This window comes from Streptomyces sp. GESEQ-4 (genome assembly GCF_017948455.1).
Taxonomy (GTDB): domain Bacteria; phylum Actinomycetota; class Actinomycetes; order Streptomycetales; family Streptomycetaceae; genus Streptomyces.
On sequence record NZ_JAFFSU010000004.1, the window covers coordinates 72,920 to 87,914 of the forward strand.

Annotated in this window: 14 protein-coding genes; 7 read left to right on the top strand and 7 right to left on the bottom strand. The window is 68.2% G+C overall.

The window, feature by feature from the left end; all coding sequences use genetic code 11:
* Positions 1-31: 31 nt before the first annotated feature.
* The 3 genes from KCH48_RS10465 to KCH48_RS10475 form a co-directional block, all read right to left on the bottom strand.
* Positions 32-232, bottom strand: a complete 201-nt coding sequence (locus KCH48_RS10465; protein WP_155060689.1) for a YbdD/YjiX family protein — start codon at positions 230-232, stop codon at positions 32-34.
* Positions 204-2,342 carry a carbon starvation CstA family protein gene (locus KCH48_RS10470; RefSeq protein WP_210572366.1) on the bottom strand — a complete coding sequence of 713 codons (2,139 nt, stop codon included), beginning with the start codon at positions 2,340-2,342 and terminating at the stop codon, positions 204-206. Before KCH48_RS10470 ends, KCH48_RS10465 begins: the two co-directional genes overlap by 29 nt.
* Positions 2,343-2,555: 213 nt before the next feature.
* Positions 2,556-3,320, bottom strand: a complete 765-nt coding sequence (locus KCH48_RS10475) for a GntR family transcriptional regulator (protein WP_210572368.1) — start codon at positions 3,318-3,320, stop codon at positions 2,556-2,558.
* A gap of 306 nt (positions 3,321-3,626) precedes the next feature.
* Between KCH48_RS10475 and KCH48_RS10480 the strand changes: the two genes are divergently transcribed.
* From KCH48_RS10480 to KCH48_RS10495, 4 genes are all read left to right on the top strand, one after another.
* Positions 3,627-4,904 carry an extracellular solute-binding protein gene (locus tag KCH48_RS10480; protein WP_210572370.1) on the top strand — a complete coding sequence of 426 codons (1,278 nt, stop codon included), beginning with the start codon at positions 3,627-3,629 and terminating at the stop codon, positions 4,902-4,904.
* A 99-nt stretch (positions 4,905-5,003) separates the two neighbouring features.
* On the top strand, positions 5,004-5,993 hold the full coding sequence (locus tag KCH48_RS10485) for a carbohydrate ABC transporter permease (RefSeq protein ID WP_210572372.1): 990 nt from the start codon (positions 5,004-5,006) through the stop codon (positions 5,991-5,993).
* Positions 5,990-6,820 carry a carbohydrate ABC transporter permease gene (locus KCH48_RS10490; RefSeq protein ID WP_210572374.1) on the top strand — a complete coding sequence of 277 codons (831 nt, stop codon included), beginning with the start codon at positions 5,990-5,992 and terminating at the stop codon, positions 6,818-6,820. Before KCH48_RS10485 ends, KCH48_RS10490 begins: the two co-directional genes overlap by 4 nt.
* 9 nt (positions 6,821-6,829) lie before the next feature.
* Positions 6,830-8,311 (top strand): glycoside hydrolase family 3 protein, encoded by a 1,482-nt coding sequence (locus KCH48_RS10495; protein ID WP_210572375.1) that lies wholly within the window; start codon positions 6,830-6,832, stop codon positions 8,309-8,311.
* Positions 8,312-8,442: 131 nt separating this feature from the next.
* Here KCH48_RS10495 and nagB read toward each other — a convergent pair whose 3' ends face one another.
* Both nagB and KCH48_RS10505 read right to left on the bottom strand, forming a co-directional pair.
* Positions 8,443-9,228 (bottom strand): glucosamine-6-phosphate deaminase, encoded by a 786-nt coding sequence (nagB, locus tag KCH48_RS10500; protein WP_210572377.1) that lies wholly within the window; start codon positions 9,226-9,228, stop codon positions 8,443-8,445.
* 121 nt (positions 9,229-9,349) lie between these two features.
* Positions 9,350-10,102 carry an SDR family oxidoreductase gene (locus KCH48_RS10505; protein WP_210572378.1) on the bottom strand — a complete coding sequence of 251 codons (753 nt, stop codon included), beginning with the start codon at positions 10,100-10,102 and terminating at the stop codon, positions 9,350-9,352.
* A gap of 95 nt (positions 10,103-10,197) precedes the next feature.
* Here KCH48_RS10505 and KCH48_RS10510 point away from each other — a divergent pair, with 95 nt between their 5' ends.
* The gene (locus KCH48_RS10510) at positions 10,198-10,830 is read left to right on the top strand and encodes a TetR/AcrR family transcriptional regulator (RefSeq protein ID WP_210572379.1); all 633 of its coding nucleotides are present in this window, start codon (positions 10,198-10,200) and stop codon (positions 10,828-10,830) included.
* A 395-nt stretch (positions 10,831-11,225) separates the two neighbouring features.
* Positions 11,226-12,701, top strand: a complete 1,476-nt coding sequence (locus KCH48_RS10515) for a sensor histidine kinase (protein ID WP_210572380.1) — start codon at positions 11,226-11,228, stop codon at positions 12,699-12,701.
* Positions 12,702-12,890: 189 nt separating this feature from the next.
* Here KCH48_RS10515 and KCH48_RS10520 read toward each other — a convergent pair whose 3' ends face one another.
* Complete coding sequence (locus KCH48_RS10520) at positions 12,891-13,148, bottom strand: WhiB family transcriptional regulator (protein ID WP_016639615.1); 258 nt, start codon at positions 13,146-13,148, stop codon at positions 12,891-12,893.
* A 320-nt stretch (positions 13,149-13,468) separates the two neighbouring features.
* On the bottom strand, positions 13,469-14,437 hold the full coding sequence (locus tag KCH48_RS10525) for a diacylglycerol kinase family protein (protein ID WP_210572382.1): 969 nt from the start codon (positions 14,435-14,437) through the stop codon (positions 13,469-13,471).
* Positions 14,438-14,541: 104 nt separating this feature from the next.
* Between KCH48_RS10525 and KCH48_RS10530 the strand changes: the two genes are divergently transcribed.
* Complete coding sequence (locus KCH48_RS10530) at positions 14,542-14,994, top strand: hypothetical protein (RefSeq protein WP_210572384.1); 453 nt, start codon at positions 14,542-14,544, stop codon at positions 14,992-14,994.
* Position 14,995: the final 1 nt, after the last annotated feature.

Sequence of the window (14,995 nt, forward strand, 5' to 3'; positions counted from 1 at the left end):
GCATCCTCATTCGGGGGCTCACCAGGCGTGTTCAGCAGCAGCGGAACCCCTGCCGCGGGTCCTCCTCCTGCCGGTCCGTGCGCATCCGCTCGAAGTCACGCCGGGACGGCACCTCGGCCTGAGGGTGGTCTTTTCGTACGTGCGCGACATAACGGTCGTACGCCGACTCGTCGGTCAGCTCCCGCACGTACCAGCGCACACCCCTAAGAGCCCGTGCCACTGCCGACCGCATCGCGCTCCTCCTCCTTCTCATCCCGGGTCGGGATCAGTCCGGCCGGGGCGACGATCTTGGACTCGACGTACGGTGCCTCGCTCAGCGTGGACAGGGCCGGGCGGCGGACGTGCCGGACGCAGACGCGGGTCGCGTCGACGATGACGACGACGATCAGGAGCGCCAGGATCCCGGTGAGGACGCCGTCCACCGTGGAGTTGGTGACCACGGTGCGCATGTCGTCCATGGACTTGGCGGGTGCCAGTACCTCGCCCCGGTCGATGGCGTCCTGGAACACCTGGCGCTGCTTGAAGAAGCCGACCTTCGGATCGGAGGAGAACACCTTCTGCCAGCTGGCGGTCAGGGTGACCGTCGCGTCCCAGGCAAGCGGAACGCCGGTGATCCAGGCCCACTTGAGACGCCCCGACTTCACCAGCAGGGTCGTGCAGACGGCCAGGGCGACGGCGGCCAGCAGCTGGTTGGAGATGCCGAAGATCGGGAAGAGCTGGTTGATTCCGCCGAGGGGTTCATGGACGCCGACCCACAGGAAGTAGCCCCACAGCCCGCACACGATGGCGCTGGTGATGATCAGGCCGGGCTTCCAGCTGACGTTCTTGAACGGCCGGTAGATGTTGCCGAGGGTGTCCTGGAGCATGAAGCGGCCCACGCGGGTGCCGGCGTCCAGCGCGGTCAGGATGAACAGGGCCTCGAACATGATCGCGAAGTGATACCAGAAGGCCTTGAGGCTTCCGCCGGTCACCTCGGAGAAGATCTGCGAGACCCCGACGGCGAGCGTGGGAGCGCCGCCGGTGCGGGACAGCAGCGTCGACTCCTCCACGTCCTGGGCCGCCTTGGCGAGTTCGGCCGGGGTGATCTGGTAACCCCAACTGCCCACCACCTGCGAGGCGTTCTCCACCGTCGTGCCGATGACGCCGGACGGCGCGTTCATCGCGAAGTACAGGCCCGGGTCGATGATGCTCGCCGCCACCAGCGCCATGATCGCGACCGACGACTCCATCAGCATGGAGCCGTAGCCGATCATCCGGACCTGCGTCTCCTTCTGGATCATCTTCGGCGTCGTACCGGACGAGATGAGCGAGTGGAAGCCGGACAGGGCACCGCAGGCGATGGTGATGAAGACGAACGGGAAGAGTGAGCCCGCGAACACCGGTCCGTCACCGCGCGAGGCGAAGTCCGTGACCGCCGGCATCTTCAGTGTCGGCAGCGCGATCACGACGCCGAGCGCGAGGAGCAGGATGGTGCCGATCTTCATGAAGGTGGAGAGGTAGTCGCGGGGTGCGAGCAGCATCCACACCGGCAGGATCGAGGCGATGAAGCCGTACGCCACCAGCCAGATGACCAGCGTGGAGGGCGCGAGGGTGAAGGTGTCGGCCCAGGACGACTCGGCGACCCAGCGGCCCGCGACCAGTGCGAAGAGCAGCAGCGCGACGCCGATGAGGGAGACCTCGGCGACCCGGCCGGGACGCAGTACGCGCAGATAGAAGCCCATCAGCAGCGCGATCGGGACCGTCATCGCGATGGAGAAGGTGCCCCACGGGGACTGCGCGAGGGCGTTGACGATGACCAGCGCCAGCACCCCGAGCAGGATGATCATGATGGCGAAGGCGGCCAGCAGCGCCGCCGCGCCGCCGAACGGGCCGATCTCCTCCCGCGCCATCTGCCCCAGCGACCTGCCGTCCCGCCGCGTGGAGAAGAACAGCACCACCATGTCCTGGACCGCGCCCGCGAAGATGACGCCGACGATGATCCAGATCGTGCCCGGCAGATAGCCCATCTGCGCCGCGAGGACCGGCCCGACCAGCGGACCGGCGCCCGCGATCGCGGCGAAGTGGTGGCCCAGCAGGACCCGGCGGTCGGTGGGGTGGAAGTCGATGCCGTTGTTCAGCCGTTCCGCCGGAGTGGCCCGGGTCTTGTCGACCTTCAGGACCTTGTGCGCGATGAACTTGGCATAGAAGCGGTAGCCGATCGCGTACGAGCCGAGGGCCGCCGCGACCATCCAGGCGGCGGACACGTCCTCGCCCCTGGCCAGCGCGAGCACCGCCCAGCCGACGGCTCCGACCAGCGCGACGAGACTCCAGATGACGATCGTTCGAACGTTCGCGGTGCGCACCGGCTCGCCCTCCCGTCCATGCGATGACGGGAGGACCGTAGAACAGGAATGTGATCTGCGCTACACCGCGTGCGGGTGTTCGCTCTACGAACGGCCCTTATTCCTGGGGCCGCTTGAGCCGGGCCACGCTGCATTGTCCCGGGGGCTGCATCGATGTGCGGCTGCCGCCGCGCGGCCCCCGGACCCCCAGCCGATCCCGCTCTACACGGCGTTCTACTCCGCGGGCCGCTTGAGCCGGGCCACGAATTTGTAGCGGTCCCCCCGGTACACCGAGCGCACCCACTCCACCGGCTGGCCTTCCCGGTCCAGTGAGTGGCGGGACAGCATCAGCATCGGCAGGCCGACGTCGGTGCCGAGCAGGCCGGCCTCGCGGGGGGTGGCCAGGGAGGTCTCGATGGTCTCCTCGGCCTCGGCGAGATGGACGTCGTAGACCTCGGCGAGGGCGGTGTAGAGGGAGGTGTACTTCACCAGGCTGCGCCTGAGTGCCGGGAAGCGCTTGGCGCTGAGGTGGGTCGTCTCGATGGCCATCGGCTCGCCGTTGGCCATGCGCAGCCGCTCGATGCGCAGCACCCGGCCGCCGGCCGTGATGTCGAGCAGATCGGCGAGGCGGTCGTCGGCGGTGATGTAGCCGATGTCCAGGAGCTGCGAGGTGGGTTCGAGGCCCTGGGCGCGCATGTCCTCGGTGTACGAGGTGAGTTGGAGCGCCTGCGAGACCTTGGGCTTGGCCACGAACGTGCCCTTGCCCTGGATCCGCTCCAGGCGTCCCTCGACGACCAGTTCCTGGAGTGCCTGGCGCACGGTCGTGCGCGAGGTGTCGAACTCCGCGGCGAGCGTGCGCTCGGGCGGGACCGGTGTGCCGGGCGCCTGTGTCTCCGTCATGTCGAGGAGGTGCTTCTTCAGGCGGTAGTACTTGGGCACGCGCGCGGTACGGACGGTGGCCCCACCCTCGTTCTCCGCACTGCTGACGTCGGTGCTCATGCTCTGCCTTCCCGGCTCCGGATGTGGGTCACATCGTGATCCCCTCTGTATACCGTCGCCGCCTCTTTTGGTCTAGTCCACAGAGGTAAGTGGTCTAGCGGACGACAGTACTCCGGGCGCGCTGTTTTCGCTGTCTTCTTACTTAAAGGTTCCTGCATATGTAGGTCGCATAACGGCTGGTCGGAGGGGTTTCGAACGCTCTTGACAGGCGCCCTGGTCTGGTCCAGGCTCCCGGTACTGGTCTACACCATTGGTCCAGTCCCGGCCCCGATGGCGGTACGGGGGGGCATCCCTGAGGAGGGTGGCGTGAAGCGCAAGCTGACAGTCGCGATCGGTATCGCGGGCATGATGGTGTCCCTCGCGGCGTGCGGGGGCGACAACGGCGACGGCGGGGACAAGACCGCGGCGGACGGCTACGCGGGCCAGACACTCACGGTGTGGGTGATGGACGGCTCCTCGCCGGATCAGTGGCAGAAGGATGTCGCCGCGGCCTTCGAGAAGCAGACCAAGGCCAAGGTCAAGTTCGAGGTCCAGCAGTGGAACGGCATCCAGCAGAAGCTGACCACCGCCCTGTCGGAGGAGAACCCGCCGGACGTCTTCGAGATCGGCAACACCCAGACCCCGGCCTACGCCAAGACCGGCGGCCTCGCGGACCTCGCCGACCTGAAGTCCGAGATCGGCGCCGACTGGGCCGAGTCCCTCAACGAGTCGTCCATCTATGACGGCAAGCAGTACGCCGCCCCGTGGTACTTCGCCAACCGCATCGTCCTCTACAACAAGAAGATCTGGGCCGAGGCGGGCATCAAGGACACCCCCAAGACCCGCGACGAGTTCTACGCGGACCTGAAGACGATCGGTGAGAAGACCGACGCCGAGCCCATCTATCTGCCGGGCCAGAACTGGTACCACTTCGTCGGCCTGACCATCGGTGAGGGCGCCGAACTGGTGAAGAAGGACGGCGACAAGTACGTCTCCAACCTCGCCGACCCGAAGGTCGCCGCCGCCATGGAGACGTACAAGAAGTTCCAGGCGCTGTCCAAGGCGCCCAAGGACAAGGACGAGGCCACCCCGCAGCAGGGCGAGGTCTTCGGCAAGGGCAACGTCGGCGCCTTCATCGGGATGGGCTGGGAGGCCGGCATCGCGATCGAGGCCAACAAGAAGATCGAGAAGGACATCGGCTACTTCACCATCCCGGGTGCCACGGCCGACAAGCCCGAGGGCGTCTTCCTCGGCGGCTCCAACCTCGCGGTCGCCGCGGGCAGCGAGAAGCAGGAACTCGCCAAGGAGTTCCTGAAGATCGCCCTGTCCGACAAGTACGAGGGCCAGCTGGCCAAGCTCAACGGCGTCATCCCGAACAAGGAGGCGCTGCAGACCAACCTCAAGGGCAACGTCGTCGCCGAGGCCGCCGCGCCGGCCGCCGCGGGCGGTGGCACCACGCCGCTGATCCCGGAGTGGGCCGCCGTGGAGAACGCGCCCAACCCGGTCAAGACGTACATGACCGCCGTGCTGAACGGTAAGTCCCCGGCCGAGGCCGCGGCGCAGGTCGAGGACGAGTTCAACGAGCGTCTGTCGCAGCAGCAGTAACGGCGCCGGTGTTCGCGCCGGGGCGGGGGATGCGCGTGCCGCTCCCCGCCCCGGCGACCGTACGCGGGTCCACGTACGTCGAGAAGAGAGATCGCGAGCATGACCGTGCAGACCGAAGGGCCGCCCGTCGGCCCGGTGGACGCAGTCGAGAAAGCCGAGAGCGGACCCGCCGGGCCGGGACCCCGAGCCGCGTCCCGTCTGGGCGCGTTCACCCCGTACCTCCTGCTGCTGCCGGCCTGCGCGGCCACCGTGCTCCTGCTCGGCTGGCCGCTGCTGAAGGACATCCTGCTGTCGTTCCAGAACCTCAACATGGCGCAGCTGATCCAGCACGTCACCGAGTGGAACGGCATCGACAACTACAAGGAGGTCCTCACCGGGGAGGACTTCTGGCGCGTCACCCTGCGCTCGATCCTGTTCACGGCGGTCAACGTCGTTCTGATCATGGTGCTCGGCACGCTTGTCGGCCTTCTCCTGGCCCGGCTCGGCAGACGGATGCGGCTGCTGCTGATGATCGGCCTGGTGCTTGCCTGGGCGATGCCGGTGGTCGCGGCAACCACCGTCTACCAATGGCTGTTCGCCCAGCGGTTCGGCGTCGTCAACTGGGTGCTGGACAAGCTCGGCTGGCACTCCATGGCCGACTACAGCTGGACCAGCAGCCAGATGTCGACGTTCTTCGTGGTCACTTTGCTGATCGTCTGGATGTCGATCCCGTTCGTCGCCATCAACCTGTACGCGGCCACCACCGTCATCTCCCCCGAGCTGTACGAGGCCGCGGCCCTCGACGGCGCGGGCGCGTGGAAGAGCTTCACCACGGTCACCCTGCCGGTCCTGCGGCCCTTCCTCTACGCCACGACGTTCCTGGAGGTCATCTGGGTCTTCAAGGCGTTCGTGCAGGTCTACGTCATCAATGCGGGCGGCCCCGACCGGCTCACCGAGATCCTGCCCGTCTACGCCTACATCGAGGGCGTCGGCAACCAGCACTACGGCATGGGCGCCGCCATCGCCGTCCTGACCATCCTGATCCTGCTCGGCCTCACCGCCTACTACCTGCGGATCGTGCTCAAGCAAGACGAAGAGGGGGAGCTGTGAAGCGCACGCTCTTCGGCCGCATCTGGCCCAATGTCACGGCCGTCGTTCTGCTCATCGGCTGCGTCTTCCCCGTGTACTGGATGTTCTCCACGGCCTTCAAGCCGACCGGCGACATCATTTCCGACGACCCCGTCTGGTTCCCCACCGACGTCACCTTCGAGCACTTCAAGACGGCGACCAGCGTCGACCACTTCTGGACGTACGTGACCAACTCGCTGATCGTCACGAGCCTCGCGGTCGTCTTCTCCCTGATCATCGCGCTCGCCGGGTCCTTCGCCCTGGCCCGGATGCGGTTCAAGGGACGGCGCGGCTTCATCGTCGGCTTCATGCTGGCCCAGATGGCGCCCTGGGAGGTCATGGTCATCGCGATCTACATGATCGTGCGGGACGCCTCCCTGCTGAACAGCCTGGTCCCGCTGACGGTCTTCTACATGATGATGATCCTGCCGTTCACCATCCTGACGCTGCGCGGCTTCGTCGCCGCCGTGCCGAGGGAACTGGAGGAGGCGGCCATGGTCGACGGCTGCACCCGCGCCACCGCGTTCCGCAGGGTGATCCTGCCGCTGCTCGCCCCCGGTCTGATGTCGACCTCCATGTTCGGGTTCATCACCGCCTGGAACGAGTTCCCCCTCGTCCTGGTCCTCAACAAGGAGGCCGAGGCCCAGACTCTGCCCCTGTGGGTGTCCAGCTTCCGCACCGCCTTCGGTGACGACTGGGGCGCCACCATGGCGGCCTCCTCCCTCTTCGCCATCCCGATCCTGATCCTCTTCGTCTTCCTGCAACGCAGGGCTGTCAGCGGTCTGACGGCCGGCGCCGTGAAGGGATAACGCCACCCGATGACGACATTCGCCAGCGGCACAGACACCCTGACGCGAGATGCGCTGACCGTCCTCCAGCCCGGCTTCCCGGGCACGACCGCCCCCGACTGGCTGCTGCGCCGCCTCGGCGAAGGCCTGGCCTCCGTCGGCCTGTTCGGCCGCAACATCGCCTCTCCCGACCAACTGGCCGCACTCACCGCCCAGCTGCGCGCCGAACGCGACGACGTGCTGGTCGCGATCGACGAGGAGGGCGGCGATGTCACCCGCCTGGAGGTGCGGACCGGTTCCTCGTTCCCCGGCAACCATGCGCTGGGCGCGGTCGACGACGTCTCGCTCACCGAGGCGGTGGCGTACGAAGTCGGCCGCCGTCTCGCCGAGTGCGGAGTGAACCTCAACTGGGCCCCGTCCGCCGACGTGAACTCCAACCCCGCCAACCCGGTCATCGGCGTCCGTTCCTTCGGCGGCGACACGGACCTCGTCGCCCGCCACACCGCCGCCTACGTCACGGGCCTCCAGTCAGCCGGAGTGGCCGCCTGCACCAAGCACTTCCCGGGCCACGGCGACACCGCGGTCGACTCCCACCACGCGATGCCCCGCATCGACGCCGACGCCTCGGTGCTGTCGTCCCGCGAACTCTCCCCGTTCCGCGCCGCCATCGCCGCCGGTACCCGCGCGGTGATGAGCGCCCACATCCTGGTCCCGGCCCTGGACCCGGACCGCCCGGCCACCCTCTCCCGCCCGGTCCTGACGGAGTTGCTGCGCGGCCGGCTCGGCTACGACGGCCTGATCGTCACCGACGGCATGGAGATGCAGGCCATCGCCGCCGCCTACGGCATCGAACGCGGCAGCGTCCTCGCCATCGCCGCCGGCGCCGACGCGATCTGCGTGGGCGGCGGCCTCGCGGACGACGAGACGGTACGCCGCCTGCGCGACGCCCTCGTCTCAGCCGTCCGCTCGGGCCAACTCCCCGAGGAACGCCTGGCGGACGCGGCACAACGCGTCCGCGCGCTGGCCCACTGGACGTCCGATGCCCCCGCGAACACGGGCGAGCCCCGAACGGACATCGGCCTCATCGCGGCCCGCCGCGCCCTGAGAGTGACAGCCGCCGAACCCTACGCCCCCCTCACCAAGGCCCCCTACGTCGCCGCCTTCACCCCGGTCGCGAACATAGCCGTCGGCGACGAAACCCCCTGGGGCGTCGCCGCGGAACTGACCCGCCTGCTCCCCGGCACGGAGACGGGCAGCTTCACAGGCGACGAGGCAGCCCCCAAGGCCCTCGCCGCCGCGAACGGCCACCGCATCATCGCCGTCGTCCGCGACGAACACCGACACCCCTGGATGTCAGCAGCCCTCGACACGCTGCTCCACGAACGCCCCGACACCATCGTGGTCGAAATGGGCGTACCCCAGACGCCCCCGAGGGGCGCCCTGCACATCGCGACACACGGGGCGGCACGGGTGTGCGGGAGGGCGGCGGCGGAGGTCATAGCGGGGGTGTGAGGAGTACGAGGACGAAGGCGCCGGTTCCTGCACAGGGACCGGCGCCTTTCCGCGCCCCATAGGGGCGCGGGGAACTGCGCGACCAGCCACGACGGCGTCGCAGCCGGTCAGAAACCGAACCCGGCAGACGCTCAGATCCCCTGCCACCCCGGCTTGTTGGCAAACGTATGCCGAAAGTAATCCCCCAACTTCAACTTCGACGCCGCCCCCTCATCCACAACAACCGTCGCATGCGGATGCAACTGCAACGCCGACGCCGGACACACCGCGGCAACCGGCCCTTCCACCGTCGCCGCCACCGCATCCGCCTTCCCCTCACCCGTGGCGAGCAGCACCAGATGCCGAGCCTCAAGGATCGTCCCGATCCCCTGAGTGATGACGTGATGCGGCACCTGCTCGATGTCCCCGTCAAAGAACCGCGCGTTGTCCACCCGCGTCTGCTCGGTCAACGTCTTGATCCGAGTCCGTGAGGCCAGCGACGAGCACGGCTCGTTGAACCCGATGTGCCCGTCCGTCCCGATCCCGAGCAACTGCAGATCCACCCCACCGGCGGCGCCCAACGCGGCGTCATACGCCTCGCACGCCCCCTGCACGTCCTCAGCCGTACCGTCCGGCCCCATGAACGCGTCCATCCCGAGCCCCAGCGGCTCCAGCACCTCCCGCCGCAGCACCGAGCGGTACGACTCCGGATGCTCGGCCGGCAGCCCTACATACTCGTCGAGCTGGGCGATCCGCGCCCGAGAGGCATCCACGGCACCGGACTTCACCTTGGCGGCCAGCGCCTCGTAGATGGGCAGCGGCGTCGACCCGGTGGCCACGCCGAGCAGGGCAACGGGCTTGCGCCGCAGGAGTTGCGCCATGGCCTCGGCGATCAGCTCGCCACCCGCCTTGGCGTCCGGAACGATGACAACTTCCACGCTGGGCCTGCCGATCTGAGAAGAGGGGCTCTGGGGGACCCGTAGGGCCTATGTGGTTTAGACCAATCTAACAGAGACGGGCCTTGTGTCCCAGGTGATCCGGAGCATCGGCGGCTGTCCCTCAGGTCAGCGAACCCCCCGTCGCATCCACCCAGCTCCCGGTCACCCACCGTCCTCCCTCGGACGCCAGAAACGCCACCACCTCCGCCACATCGGCCGTCTCGCCCACACGTCCGAGCGCGGATATCGCCGCTGCCTCGCCCCACGCCTCCTCGCTCGCATGCAGCAGCTCATATGTGTTGTCGGTGTCGATGATCCCCGGCGCCACCGAGTTCACCGTGATGTTCCGCGAGCCCAGCACCTTGGACAGGTCGCGGGAGAAGACATCGAGGGCGCCCTTCGTCATGGCGTACGCCATGTTGTTCGGCATCGCCGCGGTCCGGGCCAGTCCCGACGAGATGTTGATGACCCTTCCGCCGTCGCGCAGCCGCGCCAGGCCGTGCTTGGCGATGAAGAACGGTGCCTTCGCATTGACCGCGAAGACCCGGTCGTACTCCTCCTCGTCGATCTCCCCGATCGGCCGGGACGCACCGATCCCGGCGTTGTTCACCAGGATGTCCAGCCCGTCCGCGTGCCGGTCGAACTCCTCCCACAGCGCCTCCGCGTCCCCCGGCAGCCCCAGCTCGACGCCGATCGCGAACGCCGAGCCGCCCGCCGCCTCGATCGCGGCGACCGTCTCCTTCGCGGCCGCCTCGCTCCTGCCGTAGTGCACCGCGACCCGTGCCCCGTCGCGCCCCAGCCGCTCGGCGATCCCTCGCCCGATGCCCCTGCTCGCACCCGTCACCAGTGCCGTCCTGCCGGCAAGCCTGCCCATGTCGGCGCCCCCTCACTTTTGTCTAGTGATCGCTACAAAAAGACCGTACAACACCCCACCGACATTTCTCTAGCACCCGCTATAAAATGAACCCCATGGTGGGAATCGAGGAGACCGGCGAACAGGTGAGGGCGAAGGGCAGGGTGCGTGGCCGCCCCCGCTCCTTCGACCGGGAAACCGCGCTGGAGAAGGCGATCATGGCCTTCTGGGAGCACGGCTATGAGGCGACCTCCGTCTCCGACCTCACCCGCGTGATGGGCATCGGCGCCCCGAGCCTGTACGCGGCGTTCGGCGACAAGCAGGCGCTCTTCGCGGAGGTCGTCAGCGAGTACGGCACGCGGTACGGCTCCTTCGGCGACCGAGCCCTCGCCGAGGAACCCACCGCCCGGGCCGCCGTCGCCCGCATGCTGCGGGAAGCCGCCGCGAAGTACACCGAACCCGGCCTCCCGCACGGCTGTCTCGTCGTCCACGCGGCGACCAACTGCAGCAATCCCGAGGTGGAGGCATCCCTGCGCGACCGGCGCAACGCCAACATCGCCGCCTTTGAGGGCCGTATCAGAGCGGACATCGCCGCAGGTGAACTCCCGGCCGACACCGATGCCGCCGCGCTCGCCCGGCACACGGGCGCGGTGATCCAGGGCATGTCCCAGCAGGCGCGCGACGGCGCGCGCCGGGAGGAACTGGAAGCGCTCGCGGAAATTGCGATGGCCATCTGGCCCCGCGCGTAGCCCGAGCGGGTTAGGCTGCGAAGCGCCAACAACGCACAGGGTCCAACAACAAAACAGCTCCCGATGCATGGACATGGATAGTGGTCTAGTCCACAATGCGTAGGGAAGCTCAAGTGCGTATCAAGCACGGCGCGCTTCACTAGAGCCTCCGTCTTCCCCGCACAGGAAGGCGGACGAGGAACCGGAGCTCTCTGCCCTGACTGCCCCGGCTCCTCATCCTTCGGCCGACCGGGACCGCACACCCCACGGCCGATGCTGCTCCGGGCTGCGGTGCCGGGAGGGTTGAGGGTCCCTCTCAGGCGCCGCGGCCCGCGGGTGTCTCCGGGGCCGTACGCAGGCCCGTATGGGAGCCGTACATTTCAGAGCCGTACAAACCGCCAGGTACGCTCGCACACGTGCCCTCCATGAACGAACTGGTCCGCCAGCACACCGCTCTCGACGACTCCGATCTCGAGTGGCTGCATCTGCTGGTCTCGGAGTGGCAGCTGCTCTCCGACCTCTCCTTCGCCGACCTGGTCCTGTGGGTCCCCACCCGCGACGGCACCCGCTATGTCTCCGTCGCCCAGATGCGCCCCAACACCGGCCCCACCTCCTACCAGGACGACATGGTCGGCCACCTCGTCCCGCGCGGCCGGCGCCCCATGCTGGACGCCGCCCACGACGAGGGCCGGATCGTGCGCGAGGGCGACCCCGAGTGGCGCGAAGAGGTGCCGGTCCGGGTCGAGTCCATTCCGGTACGACGGGAGGGACGCGTCCTCGGTGTCATCGCGCGCAACACCAACCTCCTGACCGTCCGCACCCCGAGCCGCCTGGAGTTGACGTATCTCCAGAGCGCGTCGGACCTCGCGCAGATGATCGCGGCGGGCTCGTTCCCGTTCCCCAACCAGCAGATGGACATGGACGCCGCCCCGCGTGTCGGCGACGGACTGATCCGGCTCGACGCGGACGGCATCGTTCAGTACGCCTCCCCGAATGGACTCTCCGCCTACCACCGCATGGGCCTCGCCGCCGACCTCGTCGGCTGCCACCTCGGCAAGATCACCGCCGAACTCGCCCCGTCCCGCGGCCCGGTGGACGAGGCGCTCGCCAAGGTGGCAAGTGGCTGGGCGCCGCGCGAGTTCGAGATCGAGGCCCGTGACGGGGTGATCCAGTTCCGCACGATCCCGCTCAAGCCCAAGGGCACCCGCATCGGTTCGCTGGTCCTGCTCCGTGACGTCACCGAACTGCGCCGCCGCGAACGCGAGTTGATCACCAAGGACGCCACCATCCGGGAGATCCACCACCGGGTGAAGAACAACCTCCAGACCGTGGCGGCCCTGCTCCGCCTCCAGGCCCGCCGTATCGAGTCCGACCGCGGGCGCGAGGCGCTCGAAGAGGCGGTACGGCGGGTCGGGTCGATCGCGATCGTGCACGAGACGCTCTCCCAGAACCTGGACGAGCGTGTGGAGTTCGACGAGATCGCGGACCGGGTCCTCGCGATGGTGGCCGAGATCTCGCCCGGCAAGGTCACCGGCCGACGCACCGGACGCTTCGGCATCCTGGACGCCGAGGTCGCCACTCCGCTCTCCATGGTCCTGACCGAAGTCCTGCAGAACGCCCTGGAACACGGCTTCCGCGAAGGCGACACCGGAACCGTCGAGGTCATGGCCGTCCGCGGCGGTACGACGAAGGAGGCGCGGCTCCTTGTCACCGTCCAGGACGACGGGGTCGGACTGCCCGCCGGCTTCGACCCGCAGACCGCTGGCAACCTGGGGCTGCAGATCGTACGGACGCTGGTGGAAGGCGAGTTGGGCGGTTCGTTCGACATGGTGCCGGCGCCGGCGCGGGGCACTCAAGTGATCCTTGACATCCCGGTGCAGCCGAACAAGTAGCGCACGTAGCGTCAGCCAATAGCGCACGTAGCGTCTGCGCACAGCAAAGAGCCCCGGACCATCCTGTGGTCCGGGGTCAGTGCTCGTGCGTGATGTGCGCATCGGGGGTACTGCGCGCTGCGGCTCGGGGGCGGGAGATGCGTACTCGCTGTACGCGCCGCCAAGCTCAGGCTGTGCGGGGCGGGTGTGTCAGGCGGAGGCCTGACGGGCCCGGTTGCGGGCGGCGCGACGCTTCATGGCACGGCGCTCGTCCTCGCTGAGACCACCCCAGACGCCGGAGTCCTGGCCGGACTCGAGCGCCCACTGCAGGCACTGCTCCATGACGGGGCAGCGGCGGCAGACGGCCTTGGCTTCCTCGATCTGCAGCAGCGCAGGACCGGTGTTGCCGATGGGGAAGAAGAGCTCGGGGTCTTCCTCGCGGCAAACGGCGTTGTGACGCCAGTCCATGGCTGCTACCTCTCCTTGGTATTACGTGCTGATTGCTTGTGAATGTGAACGCTTTCACGAATCCCTCAACAAGTGAAGGGCCGACCGTCAGGTTTCCCTGGCGTGGTCCTGTGGATTGAAGAGGGGTTCCGGTGATCTGTGGAGGCCGATTCTGCGGGCCGTCCCGATCGCCACGTAGAGACTCGCAAACCTCAGCGGCGGATACAACCCCTTCCGGAAAGTTTTTTTTGATTCCTCGGTGTCGACTAGGTCACAGCCGTACTTCCATGGGGTGGACCCTGGCCTAAACGTTCGAGTGAAAGGACTTTAGCCCCTTCTGCTCACACAATCACACGCAGTGCACGGCGTACGCCTGTGAACGTCACGCTGGTACGCAGCCCGAGGTGGTCGCCGTCCATCTGGAGGGGTAGTGGCGCCTTCGATTGCAAGGTGAACTGGTCCAGGTCGTGCAGGCCCACGGCGTGCTTGCCCTGGGGTCCGTGCTCGGGGGACGAATTGAGCAACTGCGTGCCATACCGGGCGACCGCCGGCATGGACAGCCGGGTCAGACCGAATACGTCGAGCCCGGTATCGAACGAGGCCTTAGGAGACGCGTACATCGGGCGATTGCCCAGATAGGTCCATGGAGCGGTGTTCGAGACTATGGACACCACCAGACCGGGCACCGGCTCCTCGCCGGCCCGCTCCAGCGTGATCGAACCGTGCCTCCGGTTGGACTCACCCAGCAGTTGACGGACGACCTGGCGGACGTAGAGCGCGTGTGTCGACTTCTTGCCCAGTTCCCGCTGCTGTTCGACCCGGCCGACGACACCGCCGTCGAAGCCGAGCCCAGCGTTGAAGGTGAACCAGCGGGCCGGGACGGCTTCGTCCTCGGTACCCGGCGTGCCCGCGGCGAGTCCGAGTCCGACCGTGCGTTCGCTTTTCTCGCGCAGCGCGTCCAGTACGGCGCCGGTGGCCTCCACGGCGTCGTTGGGCAGGCCGAGGGCGCGGGCGAAGACGTTGGTCGAGCCGCCGGGGACGACGGCGAGACGGGGCAGGTGGTCCGGGTCGGGGCCGGCGTGGAGCAGGCCGTTGACGACCTCGTTGACCGTGCCGTCGCCGCCGAGGGCCACCACGAGATCGATGTCGTCGCTCTCCGCTGCCTGCCGGCCCAGGTCGCGCCCGTGGCCGCGGTACTCGGTGGTGACCGCCTCCAGCTTCATCTCGCTGGCGAGCGCATGGATCAGGACATCGCGCGTACGTGCGCTTGTGGTGGTTGCCGCCGGATTGACCACGAGAAGTGCACGCATGCGTTGCAGCGTACCTACTGGGTGGTACCGGGCCCAGCCCAGGTAGGGATCTCGTAAGAGATCCTGGCCACGGCGGTGGACATGGCGAGGGCTACGCTTCTGGGGTGAGCAGTGAGCAGAAACCGTCTTCGGAAACCGTCCCGGAAGCCGCAGAACCCCGCCCCCGGCGCCTGACCTACGCGGCAGCGCTGGCCGGTCTGGAGGGGATCGCCCTGGTCGTCGGCGGTGTCTGGATGCTGGTCCTGGGGATCACGGGCGCCCCGGACGACCGGCAGCAGGCCATCACCGGTGGCGTCACCGTGCTCGTCCTCGCGCTGCTGCCGCTGCTGGCCGCCCGCGGACTGCTCGCCCGGCGCAGCTGGAGCCGTGGCCCGGCCGTCATCACGCAGCTCCTGGCGCTGCCGGTGGCCTACAACCTGCTCCAGGCCGACAGCGTGGCCATTCCCGGCGGTATCGCGCTCGCCGTGGTGGCGGTGACGGCGCTGGTGCTGCTGGTGAACGCCGAGACGACCCGGGCCCTCGGGATCCAGGGACCCGGGAACGCGTCTCAGAAGTAGG

Coding starts and splice junctions, on each gene's coding strand:
- KCH48_RS10465 (WP_155060689.1), bottom strand. CDS start 232: ATGCGGTCGGCAGTGGCACGGGCTCTTAGGGGTGTGCGCTGGTACGTG.
- KCH48_RS10475 (WP_210572368.1), bottom strand. CDS start 3,320: ATGAGCACCGACGTCAGCAGTGCGGAGAACGAGGGTGGGGCCACCGTC.
- KCH48_RS10485 (WP_210572372.1), top strand. CDS start 5,004: ATGACCGTGCAGACCGAAGGGCCGCCCGTCGGCCCGGTGGACGCAGTC.
- KCH48_RS10495 (WP_210572375.1), top strand. CDS start 6,830: ATGACGACATTCGCCAGCGGCACAGACACCCTGACGCGAGATGCGCTG.
- KCH48_RS10505 (WP_210572378.1), bottom strand. CDS start 10,102: ATGGGCAGGCTTGCCGGCAGGACGGCACTGGTGACGGGTGCGAGCAGG.
- KCH48_RS10510 (WP_210572379.1), top strand. CDS start 10,198: ATGGTGGGAATCGAGGAGACCGGCGAACAGGTGAGGGCGAAGGGCAGG.
- KCH48_RS10520 (WP_016639615.1), bottom strand. CDS start 13,148: ATGGACTGGCGTCACAACGCCGTTTGCCGCGAGGAAGACCCCGAGCTC.
- KCH48_RS10525 (WP_210572382.1), bottom strand. CDS start 14,437: ATGCGTGCACTTCTCGTGGTCAATCCGGCGGCAACCACCACAAGCGCA.